A 15,635-nucleotide genomic window follows, 5' to 3' on the forward strand; every position below is an offset into this window, starting at 1 on the left:
AAAAACCCAGTAGATCAACACTGGGTTTTATATTACGATTTGAAGCTCTCCGGTAAGAGAATCCATAATAAATCCATGGATTCGGATATGATTTGGTATAAGTGGATGCTCTTGAAGCATGGTAACACTTTGTGTGACTGATTCTTCTACATTTTCAAAACCCGATAGCCACTCATCAAAATCCACTCCACAATACTTCATGGTATCGATGATTTCAGGAGTAATGCCTTGTTCCTTCATCTTCCTTAGCATCGCTTCACTATCCATATGTTGAACTCCACAATCCGTATGTCCAATGACCATGATTTCCTCAACACCGAGCTCATATATCGCTATCAACAGACTTCGAACAGCACTTCCAAATGGATGTGATATGACACCACCGGCATTCTTGATAATTTTCGCATCACCGTTTTTGATACCAAGCGCTGCTGGCAATAATGCTATGAGTCGGGTATCCATACAAGTCACAATGGCCAATTTCTTTTCGGGATATTTGCTTGTCACAAAGGGTTTATATTTTTCCTGTTGTACAAATGTTTTATTATAATTCAAAATATCTTCTATCATATGTTTCTCCAATCTTGTTGTATCTCTATACTTTTTACCATCCATGACTTCCTCCTCCCCCACTGCCTCCACCCACAGAGCCACCTGAGGAAAAGCCTCCCCCTCCACCTGAAAAATCTCCAAAGTTTCCTGAAGAAGATCCATCAGAAGAACGTGGTGGTGTAGATACAGCCTTGATATCTTGATTGATATCATGAACCATATGATGGAATACTGCATAACGGAAGACTTCATCACTATCATACCAAGTTGGTGCCGGTATCGTGATACTACGGAATTTTTGTTCCCAAATATCACTGACATGAAGAACATTCGCATAAGGAAGAATGTGATAATAATATTCAGGATCATCCTCTAACAACATTTCTAAACGATCTTTTTCCACTGTTTTGATAAAATCCTTAAAGCCGAGTAAAGAAGACAATAGCTTTTGACGATATGGACTATCTAAATGAATACCATGAGAGAGCCATAATGCAATGATGCTACAAAACAAGCCAATCAATGCGTACATATTTTGATCCGGAAGTAGAAAGATGAATAGGAAACTCGGTAATACAAACATACCGCCAAAGATGATGAACACCGCAATCATTGCACCCTTTGAGGTATTCCCATTTTGATAATTTTGATAAAGTTTCATAAACAGAAATATATAGATAAAGATAGGAAGCATCGTGAAATTTTGAAGGAAAGCTTTTAACATATCACCATAAACTTCATACTGACTTAACGTGTTTAATAATAAGAAGGGAATGATACTTGCCACCATAAGAAGCTTTCGAAGGATTTCTACAGAAGGATTACGCAGAGCCCATTTCCCTTGATAACGTGCCTTTAAGTTACGTTTTGCGACCTTTACATCAAGATAAAAGGTATGTTGTAGATCCGCTTTATTCACTTGATGGTTCGTGCCATGAGAAAACATTCCGTAAAATAATTGTCTTTCATAATCCGGTGCGGATGGATCAATATCTTTTACTTGTTCAAAACAAAAAGAGGATCCCTGATATTTGATTTTCAAATACCCTTTATCTGCCCAATAAAAGATCATTGCGGTGATATCAGTATCTGATAAATGCAAATCGATGACATAGCCAGCATCCGCTGGATTCATGCCCTTTGGCGGATAAAAATTAACAGGTGCTATGATTTCTTTTGGCTTTAATATCACAAAACGAAGGATCAACAATAATACCATAAAGCCAGCGGTAATACCTAATGCGATATATATGATGATTGACGTTCCTCTATGGTAATCTTCTGCTTTTAAATCTAAGTTAAGATGAAATTCATCTCCTGATAATACCGGTTCATTGATACTTAAATACAACGAGGTATCTTCGACACGCTGATTGATGCGCTTTGTATCTATTTCATCCCCTTGTCTACCTAAGGTAAAGCTAGTATTGGGCGATGATGGCATCGTAAGCTGTAAAGAAAAAGCTTGCATCTTAACTTGGTCATTCTTTTGAAATAAATTAAGACTTATCTTATCCTTCTGAATACGATAAGGATGCACTACATAACTGATCGTAACCTGACGTTCTTCTTCTTTTTTGGCATAAAAATGTAGAGAATCATAGCGATTATAGGTAATATCATCATCTGATATCTTGATATCTTTTAGTTGGTAACTATCTTCATCCCACAGATCCTGAATCATAGGTAAGGTGATTTGTGTATATGGCGATTTGATGTCCAAGACAAGCTCTTGTTCTACATAAAAATCTTGTTCAGAAGTTACGCTAACCTTCATCTGATTGTTTTTGATGATATATGGAAATTGATATTCCGGTGCTGAAGAAAATATACCTTCTTCAAATTTCATTTGTAGCGTGACGCCATGTGAAGATGGAATGGTATCATTTGATGTTACATGAAGCTTGTTTCCATCAAGTGTTCCCTTGACATAATGGTTTCCCGTAGAACCTGTGCTACCAGATGTCATACGATAATTTAACAACTCTCCTTGAGAAGGAAATGTCACATCTGCACTGAATTCTTTTACCTGAGTATCATAATCTGTACCTAATAGATTGATATAAATGTAGTCATAATTAGGATCATAATCTTGATAATGCTTCAATGTGTAGCTTAATGTGATGCGCTTTTTTCCATATACGGTCTCATCTGCATCTCCGATTTTGATATCTACCTCATTTTGCTTTTCATTGACGGTAAACGGCATCCCTTCTACTTGAATCTTTTTCACCTCAAAACGTTCGGCATCTCCACTTTTGGGGATATTCCGTATGATGCCATGCATAGACTCTTCAAAATCGATATCCATGGTCTCTGTAACATGATATTCTCTTGCATCATTGACTGTCACATCCACATGGATACGATCGTAAACATAACCTGCATCCTGAGCATGTATGTTTTTTGTATAACCGAAAAGGGATAGCATACAAATCATAACGAGAATGATCTTCCATTTTTTCATAATTAATTCTCCTTAGTATCGCATTATATTATAAGGGATAAATCTATATTTCGCTATTCATAAGGATGAGAAAGTCCTCAAATTTGTAAATGACCAGAAAAAAAGGTAAAGTGTACCTTTTTCTTTACCTTATTTCCATATTCATATACATAGCTTCATGAGAATACTTCTACTACCTCAAAACGTTCAAACGTAATCGGGGTTTCTTCTGTAAACGTATATCCACGTTTGATTGCATCACGTGTCCAATATCGTATGTTACCTTCCTTCCACTGTTCGAAGGTATCATCCTCACCCTCAAGTTTGACCATATCCCAAGTGAGATCACGAAATTTAACAACCTCAACATACACTGTTTTTATCACACAAGCGGCGTTCCCTTTACCATCTAATACCAACGATAAATCACCAACGCTTGGCACTTCTTCATGATCTAATACTACAGAAACAGTCGCTGTTTTTTTCCCCGCAAGTACCAAAGATAGCAATTCATCTGCCATTTCGGGATTATCACCGAATGCAAAACATTCAAAATATTTTTTATTTGTATTTTCTTCCATATTCTATAGTATCTCCTCTTCCTATATGCTTTATTTATGCTGTTATTTTAACATAGACAGAAGTCATGATGCTATCTAATTCATGTTGATTCTGAATTATTTTTTATAATAATCTTTTAGAAATTGCTCTTTATACTCTTCAAATTTCTCATGTTCAATGGCTTCACGAATTTCTTCAGTCAAGCGTATGATAAAACGTAGATTATGTAAAGATGCTAGATTGTTGTATTTGCTTTTATCTTCAAAATCTTGAGATTTCCAAAGTTTTCGCAATTCGCCTCTTGTCCAACCTGCTTTACAAGTAGGACAATCACAAGGTTCATCTAATAACATAGGACTATCGGTAAACTTCGCCAAATTGACAGGTCCCATTCTTGTATAAATTCGTCCATGTCTGGCTTCTCTGGTAGGAGCGACACAATCAAAGGTATCAGCTCCCATTTCAGTACCGATCAAGATATCATCCGGGTGAGAAAGACCAAGTAGATGTCGTGGTTTATGTTCAGGTAGTTCTTCACAACACCAGCGTAAAATCTCACCTAGACTTTCCTTTAAGAATGCACCGCCTAATCCATATCCATCAAAATCCATTTCCGCAAACTTCCTAGCAGTACAACGACGCAGATCTTCCCATCTACCACCTTGTAATACACCATAGAGTGATTGGTGATAACCTAAATCATCACAATGCAATGCATGTTCTTTTAAGCTGCGAATTGCCCAACGCTCTGTACGTGCCAATGCTTCTACATTATATTCATAGCTATCTGCCAATGAGGTCAATTCATCATAAGCCATATGAATATCGGCTCCGATGCGACATTGAATTTGCATAGATTCCTCTGGCCCTATAAAATCTTCTTGATTAGTAAAGGGATCATGAAAACGCACACCATCTTCGCTTACATGAGCCAAGCGATCCTTAGGATCTGTATTTATGACATCTTGTTCTCGTTTCATACTTACGACTTTTCCAAGACCGGACCCCAACGACATGACTTGAAACCCTCCGGAATCCGTTAAGGTTGGACCATTCCATCCAGACCATTGAGCTAATCCACCATGTTTTGCTATGTCAGGTGAAATATTACGTAGATGATATCCGTTGCTTAACATTGCCTGAGCATGAATACTTTCTAAATCCTCCATAGATACATAACGTACCTCCCCATTGGTACCTACCGTCATAAAGGCAGGTGTTTTGATATCCCCATGAGGAGTATGTATGATACCGGCACGACCTAGTTTTCCAGGTATCTTTTTGGTGATTTCAAAACTGAATTTATTGTTGTTTTTATATTTCATCTGTCATCTTTCCTCTCAATTGTTTTGCGATGATCGCTTCTACCGGTGAAAAGATTACTTCAAATCCGATACCAAGGATATAAGCGAAGCAAGCCTGTGTTAAAAACTCAGTAAAAGGCAAAACTCCGATAAATGCAATGGTCTCAAATAAGAAAGAATCGATCACATGCGCAAAAGCGGATGAGCCTAGTGCACGAGCAATGAAACTGGAAGCAAAGATACCTTTGCTTCTTTTTAACTTTGTAAAGATAACGTTGTTACATAGATTTGAGAAAACATATGCGATCAAAGAACCCATAATAATTCTAGGTGTAAAACCCAACACACTTGCATAAGCATCTTGCATCGTCCATCCATCATAGGCAGGCAATGCAATAACGATATAGAATACGATCATTGCGGTGATATTCACAAAGAAACCAGCTAGGATAATGCTTTTGGCAATCTTCTTACCATAAAATTCAACAATCAGATCTCCTAATATATAGGTGATTGGAAATAAGATGACACCTCCATCAACTGCAATACCAAAAAAATCCCATAGCTTGATTGCCGCTAGATTTGAAATCAGCAGCGCACTTACCGATATCGTCGCAAAATAGATCAAAAGTTTCTGTTTAAAATTTGGCATGGTGATATTATAGCATAAGCAATCCTTTAAATAAAAGCCCAAACTTCTATTTTTCTTATGAAAGAAGTGTTGGGCAATTCATCGGATATGTTTAATTAAAAATTGTTATCTTTTCCTTATTTATCATTCTGTACGAAGAGCGGTCACAGGGTCTTCTTGTGCAGCCTTCTTTGATGGAATCAAACCACCGATCAAGGTCAATATCACACTTAAGACGATCAAGATCAAACCGCCTACCCACGGAAGTGCTGCGCTAACTTCTACATTTCCTGCTAGATGGTGAATCAGCATATTGCCCGGAATCAACAACAACAAGGTAATCACGATACCTAAGACACCTGCCAATAACCCTATGATAAAGGTTTCAGCATTAAATACTTGAGATACATTTCGTTTTGAAGCACCGATTGCTCGTAAGATACCGATTTCCTTTTTACGTTCTAATACGCTGATATAGGTAATGACTCCAATCATAATAGAGGATACCACAAGGGAAATAGCCACAAATGCAATCAATACATAGCTGATTACATTAATGATATCCGTCACAGATGACATCAAGGTGCCGACATAATCGGTATAGGAAATCACTTTATCTTCATCAACTTTTTTCATTTCCTCATTATAGTTATCTAAAACATCAATGACTTTTTGTTTGCTTTCAAAGTCTTTCGGATAAATATTGATACCACTTGGTTTATCAAAATCAGCATAGCCTAAATTTTTCAAATTTCCATCATAAGAAGATACTTCTTTGGTCATCAATGACATCATTAGTTCAGATAACTCTTCCTCACTCATATTCATTTGAATGGCTTTTGAGAATGCACTTGCGTCAATCTGGATCGCATCTTGCATACGATTCGCAAGATCTCCCATTTGAAGACTCATTTGTTGTTGGATCTGTTGTGATAATTGCTCTGACAACAAAGTACCATATTGTGTCATGATCGTTGTCATTTGCTTTTGTAGTTGTGTTTGAAATTGTTCTACCATTCCACTATCCTGTAATAGCTTTGTCATTTCTGATTGAATCAACTTCTGTGCATCTTCTGTTTGAATATAAGCAATAAAATATTCATTCATCTTTGTAGGATCGATCATAGCGTTTTTTACGAGATATTCTTGAAAGTCTTTCATCAATACTTGACTCATTGCATTGATTTGATCTTCTGTAATAGAAATCTTCATATCAGATAAAATTCCAGTAAAGTCTATTTGAGGTAGCTTTGACATATCAATATCGATCGAACTTAAATCAAGATCAGACATACCACCTTGTAACTTACTTTGATCAAACGTAAATGCTTGTTGGAGCATATTCGTATCTATGGTAAACAAAGAATTCATATCAAATTGATTACCACTTTTATCCGTAAATGATTTTCCGGTAAATACATCCTTAGATGGATCCGCAAGTTGACTTTTCACGATATTACTAGCCTTTGCCTCTTCAATAACATGCGTTGTCAATTCGGCAGTATAACCGATGCCCGTCTTCAACATGGTTGCTGTTGCGGATTCTTTTGGTTGAACAATACCGACTATCTTGATATCTTCCCCTTGGTTGATCAGCTTTTTCATATAAGCTTGGTCTTCCGTTTTATCTTTATAGACATGATAAGTATCATCATATTCATAATAATCTGATGCCTGTACTAATTTGAAGGTGGTTCCTATGATTTCATCATAAGCATAAGAACCGCTTTCCTCAGGTACATTTACTTTTTCATCCTTTGAAAACTGTTCCATCATCTTATCCAATTCTTTATAATCACGCAATCCCAAAGTATATAACATAAAGTCATTGATATTACCGTTTTTAGATAAAACAAGTACACATTCTTTATAGTTTTCAGGCCATCTACCTGATTTCATATCATATTGATCCTCATACAACGCTTTACTACTTGGCATTTGATAGAAAACATCAGTGCTCATCATAGAAGACATCATACTATTGGAATTACTGGAGGATCCCAACCCAATACTTGAGAAAGATTTATCAGGATGTACCTGTCGAATAGCGTCTGTATTGGATTGATAAATTTGCGGAGCTACTTGGTAGCTATATTCAATAGCATTTGTATTCTGTTCAAGATCAGTTTGCCCTTGATCGATATATTGTTTTAATGAAGTTAAATCATTTGAACCGATCTTGGATAACATATTGGTAATCATAGAGGATACATAAATCTTGGAATCCTCTTTTTCTTCCTTATTTCCACTTGGATGACCATCCGCCATCATAGATGTAATATCAAACCCTGTGCTTTGTATTTGTAATGGATATTCAGAAAGAGTTTCTTCTTCTATGGATTGTATATATTGATTCACACCATTGGATAATGATAAAATCAACGCAATCCCTATGATTCCAATGGATCCTGCAAAAGAGGTTAAGATCGTTCTTGCTTTTTTTGTACGCAGATTATGGAAGCTTAATACCAAAGAAGTGAGAAAAGACATGGATGATTTACCCATATTTTCATGCTTTGGTTGTACCTCCTCTTGTTCCTTATTTTCATAAGGATCACTATCACTGATAATCTTCCCATCCCTTAATTCTACAATACGTGTCGCATAATCTTTTGCCAATTCTGGGTTGTGTGTTACCATCACGACAAGACGATCTTTTGCGACTTCCTTCAACAAATTCATGACTTGGATACTGGTTTCACTATCCAAAGCTCCTGTTGGTTCATCCGCTAATAAAATATCCGGATCATTGACCAATGCACGAGCAATTGCCACACGTTGCATTTGTCCTCCAGACATTTGATTTGGCTTTTTATGCCCTTGATCCCCTAATCCTACCTGCTCCAAAGCTTTCTTTGCTTTTTGTCTTCTCTGTGCTTTCGATACCCCGGATATCGTTAACGCAAGCTCAACATTAGCCAATACGCTTTGATGTGGAATTAGATTATAACTTTGAAATACAAAACCAATGGTATGATTACGATAAGAATCCCAATCTCTGTCCTTGTATTTTTTTGTGGAAATCCCATTGATGATCAAATCACCTTTATCATAACGATCCAGACCGCCAATGATATTCAATAGCGTAGTTTTCCCAGACCCGCTTGGTCCTAAAATCGCCAAAAATTCATTATCTCTAAGATTTAAACTAACACCATCCAGTGCCCTTTGTATTAAATTTCCGGTTTTATATTCTTTATATATATCCTTAATTTGAAGCATGTTTTTACATCCTTTCCCTAATAATGACTTTATTTATCTATTCACAAGTTATGTTTATTATACTCTGAAATGAATAATAAAAGGGGAAATAACAAAATTTCCCACAAATTATCGATTAGATCATTTTATCATAGCTTCTTATGATAGAAAACTGTAACACTTGATTTGTGTTACAGTCTATGTCTATTTAAATTCCTTTGATGTTATGGAAGGCGTGCTGTGCGGCAATAGCACCATCATTGGTCGCTGTTACTACTTGACGTAATTTTTTATCAATCACATCACCTGCACCATACAGACCTTTCACTTTCGTTTCGCAATTATCATCGACGATCATATAGCCTTTTTCATTCAATACCGGTAATCCTTCTAAGAATGATGTAGCCGGATCTAATCCGATATATGGGAAAATGCCATGCGTTTTGATTTCTGTTTGAACTTTTGTTTCCACGTTTTCTACGATCAACGCAGTCACTCGTTTTCCATCATCCACAACTCTAACAGGCACATGTTTTGTGACAATGGTTATTTTCGGATTCTTTTTAATGGCTTCCTGAACAATACTGTCGGCACGGAATATATCTCTTCGAATAACGATATGAACACGGCTCGCAAATTGTGTTAGATAATTCGCTTCTTCCAAAGCAGAATTACCACCTCCAATGACCACAACTTCTTGGTCTTTGAAAAAGGCACCATCACATACTGCACAATAACTAACACCTCGACCGATATTTTCTTCTTCTCCAGGCACTTTCATCATACGTTCTTGTGTACCTGTGGCAACAATAACAGCTTTGGCTTCATACACATTACCATCATCACAGATGACTTTCTTATATTCGCCATCTTCAACCTTGATCACATTACCATATAAATATTCTGCGCCAAACGCAGTGGAATGCTCAAACATATCGCTGGCAAGCTTTGCGCCATTGGTACTGGCAATTCCGGGCCAATTACTGATTTCATATGTTTTCACTAACTTACCACCAGGTGCTCCCATTTCTAACATCGCTGTAGAAAGCCCTGCTCTTGAACCATAAATTGCCGCAGACATCCCTGCCGGACCTGCACCTATAATCATTAAATCGTAGCGTCGCTCCATTCGTGATCCTCCTTTAAAAGAGTAATGAACTCTTGCATATCTCTAATCATAGCACACGGTTTTGTGTCTTGCATTTCTTTTGCACGACTTTCTTCAAAAACAAAAGCCACCGAAAATGCTCCCATGTTTTTTGCTGCCTGTATATCCGTAGGTGAATCCCCTACATAAATCAAATCATCATGGGCCCTTGGTATCATGGAAGCCGCTTTTAAAATTCCGGATGGATCAGGTTTTGGCTTTTCCACATCTTCACAGCCAACGATCACTTTGAAATAGGAATCGATATGACAACTTGCCAATCCCATTGCAATGACATCCTTACGTTTATTGCTTACAAGTGCTATATCATAGCCTTGTTCCTTTAGATAGTCCAAGGTTTCTTTGACATGAGGAATTTCTTTCACATATTGATCGTGATGATCATGATTGAATTTACGATAATATGAAACGATTTCCTCAACCATAGACGCATCGAAATAACGTAAGAAGCTTTCTTCCAAGGTTGGTCCTAAAAAGCTATATAATTCTTCATCACTTAATACATAGCCTGGCTTATAATGGGCAAATGTATGACGAAAGCTTTCAAAAATCAAATCTTTGGTATCGACCAAGGTTCCATCAAGATCAAAAACAACCACCGGTTTTTCTTTACGAAATGGCCATACCTTTTGAAATAACTTATCCCAAACACCCAGGATACCACAAATTCCGATGATAATGCCTATGATGGATACTACCTGTGCGATCCTCAATGGTCCTAGCATCAAAGAATCCGTTCGAAAACCTTCCACAAAGAAACGTACCATACCATACCAAGTTAGATATGCCCATGCCATATCACCACGTTTTTTTCTTCCGTATTTCTTATACACAAAGGTGATCAACAGAAAACCGATGATGTTACCGACACTTTCAAATAGGAAGGTTGGTTGACGATAATGACCGTTTATATACATATTATCCTTGATAAAGGATGGAAAGTGATCATAAAAGGAATCTTTCACAATCCCTCCATATGCTTCATGGTTCATGAAATTACCCCATCTACCAATAGCTTGTGCTAACATCACATTAGGGAATATCGCATCCGCAACTCTTAAACCATTGATACAATGACGTTTAAAATACCATACACCAAACAATACTCCTGCAATCAATCCTCCATGTATGGCAAGTCCACCTTCCCAAATATAAAAGATACGAATAGGATCTGCTGCATATTGATTTCCCCATTCAAAGATCACATAATAAATTCTAGCTCCGATGATGCTGATGGGTAACATCATGATAAAGAAATTCAGGAATACATCTTCATCATATCCCCATTTTTTTAACTGATGAATGGACAAATAATATGCGATAAATGCCCCGCTCAGAATAATCACAGCATACCATGTAACGGATAATGGTCCTATGGTCAATACTGTTTGCATATCTGGAAATAATGACATCACTCTTCCTCCAATCTATTGTCCATTTTTATTTTTTTCAATATAATCTAATACTCTTTGTTCAAATTCTTTTGCGCTATCCATACCCATTTCACTTAAGGTATAGTTCGTAACTGCTGATTCAATGATGACTGCCATAGAACGACCTTCTCTAACCGGCACAACGATTTTCGGGATATCCACACCTAATATATTTTCATGCTTCTTTTCTTCGATTCCAACTCGATCATAATCCTGATCTGGCTTCCAAGATTCTAAGTTTACTTGAAAATCTACTTGTGTCTTCGGAAGCACGGAGCTTACGCCAAACATTCTTGCGACATTGATGATACCAATACCACGTATTTCTAACATTCCGGTCAATAGCTCTGGAGCCTTTCCAACAATCTTGTTATGAATCCTATAACAATCTACACGATCATCCGCCACAAGCAGATGTCCTCGTTTGATAAGTTCCAATGCGATTTCACTTTTACCCATGCCGCTTTCTCCACGAATCAATACACCTTTTCCATAGATAGACAGCAAACCACCGTGCAGGCATTGACTGGTTGCTAATTGCTCATCCAGAAACGCTACGATATCTACGATCAAACGGGTCGTTGGAGAAACGGAACTGAATACCGGAAAGTTCTTTTTCTTTGCACAACGACTTAACGACGCAGGACATTCATGTCCTTTGGTAATGATAATAGCCGGTGTGGTATCATTGGTAATAAAATCAAAAGCCTTACGTTGTTTTTGTGCACTCATACTGGATATATAAGCAATTTCTTTATCTCCAAGCACAACAAGGCGTTTTTGTTGACTATTCTCAAAGAAGCCGGCCAATTCTAATCCCGGTCGATTGGTATCCGCCATAACAATTTGGCGATTCAAGCTTTCTTCATTTCCCGTAATCTGTACAAAGTCAAACGCATTGACCAATGCCTTTACGGATACACTTGTCTGTTCTTCCATCGCATTACCTTCTTTCTAAAACCTTTTTCAAATATTGACCTGTAAAGCTTTCCTTTACTTCCGCAATTTCTTCCGGTGTTCCACATGCAAGAATCTCTCCACCATCATCTCCGCCTTCAGGACCAATATCTATAATATAATCTGCACACTTGATTACGTCAAGATTATGTTCAATAACAAGTACAGTATCTCCATTGTCTACGATACGCTGTAAAACTTCTAACAATCGTTTTACATCATGAGTATGTAGTCCCGTAGTAGGCTCATCCAGAATAAATAAAGTTTTTCCTGTTGCCTTTCGCTGTAATTCACTTGCTAGTTTTACACGTTGTGCTTCTCCACCGGATAAACTGGTTGCGCTTTGTCCAAGTTTGATATAACCTAAACCGACATCCTTTAGGGTTTGAAGCTTATGCTTGATCTTGGATACATTAGAAAAGAATTCCAATGCCTCCTCTACCGTCATTTCTAAGACATCATAAATGTTCTTTCCTTTATAAGTAACCTGCAAGGTTTCTTCATTATAACGTTTTCCACCACATTCCTCACATGGAACATAAACATCAGGTAAGAAATGCATAGAAATACGAAGGATACCATCTCCTTGACAAGCTTCACATCGTCCACCTTTTACATTAAAAGAGAATCTTCCCTTTTCATAACCACGCATCTTTGCTTCCGGTGTTTGTGTAAATAAATCACGGATATCATCAAATACACCGGTATAGGTAGCCGGATTACTTCTTGGTGTTCTACCGATTGGATCTTGAGAAATATCAATCAACTTATCAATGTGTTGGATTCCTTTGATTTTTTTATGCTTTCCCGGTTTGATTCTGGTTCTACCAAGCGCATGCATGATGCCTTTGCTTAAGACTTCATTGACAAGGGAACTTTTTCCACTTCCACTCACACCGGTTACCACGATGAAAGAGCCTAGTGGAAATTTCACATCCACATGCTTTAGATTATTTTCATACGCCCCAATAACTTCAAGCTTTTTACCATTGCCTTTTCTACGTTTTTCCGGTATTTCAATTTTTCTTTGGCCGCTTAAATACTGTCCTGTGATAGAATTTGGATTAGCCATAACTTCTTCAGGAGTACCTGCGGCTACAACGTTTCCACCATGTACACCTGCTCCTGGGCCAATATCTATTATATAATCACTGGCACGCATCGTGTCCTCATCATGCTCGACCACGATCAAAGAGTTTCCTAAATCACGCATATCTTTCAAAGAATTGATCAAACGATCATTATCTCTTTGATGAAGCCCGATACTTGGCTCATCCAATACATATAAAACGCCACTTAGATGGGAACCGATTTGTGTTGCCAAACGAATACGCTGTGCTTCTCCTCCTGATAAGGTACCTGCCAAACGATCTAATGTAATATACCCTAATCCTACGTTATGTAAGAAAGTAAGACGTTCTCTGATTTCCTTCACGATCAACTTTGCGATTTCTTCTTGTTGTGCACTTAGTTTTAATTCATTCATAAAGGTAATGGCATTGGTAATCGACATCTGTGTCCATTCGAAAATATTTTTACCACCAACCATAACACTTAGCGCTTGTTCATTCAAGCGTTTTCCACCACAAACAGGACATGGAGCTTCCGCTAAGAAAGTCGCATACCACTCTCTTGACATAGTAGAGCTAGTTTCCATATAACGACGTTCGATCAAGTTACAAACACCCTCGATATATTCCGTTTTCTTCGTAACATTGCCACTTCTACTAGCCAAGCGGTAGCTGATCAAATCTTTAGAACCATAAAGAATGACATCCATTTGTCCCTTTTTCAGTTCTTTTAATGGTGTATCGATACTGATTTCATAATAATCTAACAGCGCCTTAAATTTTTGCCATTCTAGATTTTCTGTATTTACGATATTCTTATAATATACGATACCACCCTGACGAATGGATTTACTTTTATCCGGTATCAAATAATCTAAATCTACCTTTTGGGTAATCCCAAGTCCCTTACACGTATCACACGCACCAAATGGTGCATTAAATGAAAACAGACGAGGTTCTAAACGTGGTAAAGAAAATCCACAATACTTACAAGAGTAATTACTTGAAAACACCAGTTCTTCCTCACCATAAGCAACAACAGCCAAACCATCACTCAGTTTTAACGCTGTTTCTAAGGAATCATGTAAACGAGATCGATCTTGACCTTTTACGATACGATCCACAACCACATCTACATTGTGCTTTTTATTTTTTTCTAATGCATCCAATTCTTCTAAAAGCTTTAATTCGCCATCCACACGAACACGAATATACCCTTCTTTCTGTAAATGCTCAAAAAGATCCTTTTGGGTCCCCTTCTTTCCATGAACCACTGGGGATAATATGCTCAATCTGGTTTTATCTTCCAGCTCCATCACCCTATCCACCATTTGTTTAATGGTTTGGGATGTAATCGGTTCATGATGAATAGGACAATAAGGAACGCCGATTCTAGCATACATCAAACGTAGATAATCATATATTTCCGTAACTGTTCCTACCGTAGATCTTGGATTATTGCTTGTCGTTTTTTGATCTATGGATATGGATGGAGAAAGTCCTTCTATGGAATCTACATCCGGTTTTTCACTGCCTCCTAAAAATTGTCTTGCATATGCACTTAAGCTTTCCACATATCGCCTTTGTCCTTCTGCATAGATGGTATCAAATGCAAGTGATGTTTTACCTGAACCTGATACCCCTGTCATGATAACAAATTGGTCTCTTGGAACTTTGATATCTATGTTTTTCAGATTGTTTTCTCTGGCACCTTTGATATCTATATAATCATGTTTCATATTGGTTACCTCCAAACTACTCTACTATTATACATTAGTCTTCCCCAAATTTCCTATCATTTGACATTTTTATTTGATAGACATTGTTGATCGCAGATGTTAGATCAGCATAAGCAATCAAAAAGCATAGATTTCATAGAAAAATAAATATTTTTGTTTTTTTGAAAGGTTTTGTGTCTTGAGTACGTGTTATGAGTGAAAAGGAGGTTTTTATCATGAAGAAAAAACTAGCAGGAATATTATGTATGGGAGGTTGTATGATTGCAAGCATGGCATTTGCCATCAATATCAATGCACAAGAGCATGTTGCTTATGAGCAATGCCATGAAGCATGCATGGGATCAGCTGATTTTGATCATTGTACACAGATGCAACAAACACGATCCTACACAGATTCACAACCCAATGCATCTCAAGTGAGAGATTGTCCATATCATGAGGAACATCACGATAAAGAACCATGTGAAAAACAAGGAACAGGACACTCTGATATGCACCAACAACATAGAGGAAGAGGAAATTGCCATAACTGAGATTTTGCAACAAAAACAAAAATAGCTTATACTGTAAAAG

At 37.3% G+C, this 15,635-nt stretch carries 11 protein-coding genes; 1 reads left to right on the forward strand and 10 read right to left on the reverse strand.

Going from position 1 to position 15,635, the window contains the following annotated elements:
• Positions 1 to 27: 27 nt before the first annotated feature.
• From UGRO018_RS10660 to uvrA, 10 genes are all read right to left on the reverse strand, one after another.
• On the reverse strand, positions 28 to 615 hold the full coding sequence (locus tag UGRO018_RS10660) for a beta-class carbonic anhydrase (RefSeq protein WP_463667559.1): 588 nt from the start codon (positions 613 to 615) through the stop codon (positions 28 to 30).
• A complete protein-coding gene (locus UGRO018_RS10665) occupies positions 605 to 3,019 on the reverse strand; it encodes a DUF2207 domain-containing protein (protein ID WP_416326466.1) in 2,415 nt (804 codons plus the stop codon). Before UGRO018_RS10665 ends, UGRO018_RS10660 begins: the two co-directional genes overlap by 11 nt.
• 155 nt (positions 3,020 to 3,174) lie before the next feature.
• On the reverse strand, positions 3,175 to 3,579 hold the full coding sequence (locus UGRO018_RS10670) for an ASCH domain-containing protein (protein WP_416326467.1): 405 nt from the start codon (positions 3,577 to 3,579) through the stop codon (positions 3,175 to 3,177).
• Positions 3,580 to 3,675: 96 nt separating this feature from the next.
• A complete protein-coding gene (gene tgt, locus UGRO018_RS10675; RefSeq protein ID WP_416326468.1) occupies positions 3,676 to 4,884 on the reverse strand; it encodes a tRNA guanosine(34) transglycosylase Tgt in 1,209 nt (402 codons plus the stop codon).
• Positions 4,874 to 5,557 carry a queuosine precursor transporter gene (locus UGRO018_RS10680; protein ID WP_416326469.1) on the reverse strand — a complete coding sequence of 228 codons (684 nt, stop codon included), beginning with the start codon at positions 5,555 to 5,557 and terminating at the stop codon, positions 4,874 to 4,876. Before UGRO018_RS10680 ends, tgt begins: the two co-directional genes overlap by 11 nt.
• A gap of 81 nt (positions 5,558 to 5,638) precedes the next feature.
• The gene (locus tag UGRO018_RS10685; protein WP_416326470.1) at positions 5,639 to 8,716 is read right to left on the reverse strand and encodes an ABC transporter ATP-binding protein/permease; all 3,078 of its coding nucleotides are present in this window, start codon (positions 8,714 to 8,716) and stop codon (positions 5,639 to 5,641) included.
• 187 nt (positions 8,717 to 8,903) lie between these two features.
• Complete coding sequence (gene trxB / locus UGRO018_RS10690; RefSeq protein WP_416326471.1) at positions 8,904 to 9,824, reverse strand: thioredoxin-disulfide reductase; 921 nt, start codon at positions 9,822 to 9,824, stop codon at positions 8,904 to 8,906.
• On the reverse strand, positions 9,803 to 11,275 hold the full coding sequence (gene lgt, locus UGRO018_RS10695) for a prolipoprotein diacylglyceryl transferase (protein ID WP_416326472.1): 1,473 nt from the start codon (positions 11,273 to 11,275) through the stop codon (positions 9,803 to 9,805). Before lgt ends, trxB begins: the two co-directional genes overlap by 22 nt.
• A gap of 15 nt (positions 11,276 to 11,290) precedes the next feature.
• The gene (hprK, locus tag UGRO018_RS10700) at positions 11,291 to 12,235 is read right to left on the reverse strand and encodes an HPr(Ser) kinase/phosphatase (RefSeq protein ID WP_416326473.1); all 945 of its coding nucleotides are present in this window, start codon (positions 12,233 to 12,235) and stop codon (positions 11,291 to 11,293) included.
• Positions 12,236 to 12,239: 4 nt separating this feature from the next.
• Positions 12,240 to 15,062, reverse strand: coding sequence for an excinuclease ABC subunit UvrA (gene uvrA, locus UGRO018_RS10705; RefSeq protein WP_416326474.1), 2,823 nt, complete (start codon positions 15,060 to 15,062; stop codon positions 12,240 to 12,242).
• A 215-nt stretch (positions 15,063 to 15,277) separates the two neighbouring features.
• Here uvrA and UGRO018_RS10710 point away from each other — a divergent pair, with 215 nt between their 5' ends.
• The gene (locus tag UGRO018_RS10710; RefSeq protein WP_416326475.1) at positions 15,278 to 15,595 is read left to right on the forward strand and encodes a hypothetical protein; all 318 of its coding nucleotides are present in this window, start codon (positions 15,278 to 15,280) and stop codon (positions 15,593 to 15,595) included.
• Positions 15,596 to 15,635: the final 40 nt, after the last annotated feature.

Origin of the sequence: Hoskinsella mucinilytica (assembly GCF_045223415.1) — a bacterium.
Classification (GTDB): domain Bacteria; phylum Bacillota_I; class Bacilli_A; order Erysipelotrichales; family Erysipelotrichaceae; genus Hoskinsella; species Hoskinsella mucinilytica.